Annotated in this window: 1 protein-coding gene; it reads right to left on the bottom strand. The window is 41.2% G+C overall.

Annotation, left to right across the window (positions count from 1 at the left end; all coding sequences use genetic code 11):
* The coding region (locus tag DWW43_RS12010) for a helix-turn-helix domain-containing protein (protein WP_133302423.1) at window positions 1-596 on the bottom strand (596 nt) is incomplete at its 3' end.
* Between the last annotated feature and the right edge of the window lie 110 nt (window positions 597-706).

Below are 706 nucleotides of genomic sequence, written 5' to 3'. Positions count from 1 at the left end.
AACGGAAAGGCTTTCACCAGATGCTCTATAAACATAGCAGAAGAATACGTGTTGTGTTCTTCAAAAGCCTCTACGAAACGCCATCTGGAATACTCGTCAATGGCAGTATACTGAAAGAATTGTTTGCCGATGACCTTGGGGTTTTTGAGGCATGCAGAAGGAACAAATTTTACATCAACCTGTATACGTTGCCCCGGATAATCCATCTGTTCGTAAGGCTTTGGAATATATTTAGGATTTGGCGGATGAACTGCCATAATTCCCTGCTTACGGAGAAATCTGTATAGTCCAGGGATGGAACGGGAGTAACCACGCTGCTTGAGTTTAACCCAAAAGACAACAAGACCGGCATTGGGATTGCGTCTGCGCATATCAAAGATCAGCTTGATCTCTTCAGGGGTATGTTGGTTTGGATGATGATGGGGTCTGCGAGAGCGGTCACGAAGGGACTCAATAGAACCGTCATAACGTCGTTTCCAACGATAAATGTATTGACGGTTGGTTTTATATTTGATAGCAGCTTTGGTGACACCAAACCTTTCAGCGTATTTGATTAAGGATAGACGATACCGCATATCTTGTGTTATAGTAGCCATAGCAGAGAACTCCTTTTTTGTTTTTTTGTTGTGGTGACTAAAATATAACACAAAAGAAGTATCTCTGCTTTTTTTATATTCAGTTGTAACACATGTATTGTAATCCTACA

Source organism: Clostridium sp. AF15-41 (genome assembly GCF_003604095.1).
Lineage (GTDB): Bacteria > Bacillota > Clostridia > Lachnospirales > Lachnospiraceae > Coprococcus.
Note: the sequence above shows the minus strand (reverse complement) of the source record. Positions and strands in the feature narration are given on the sequence as shown.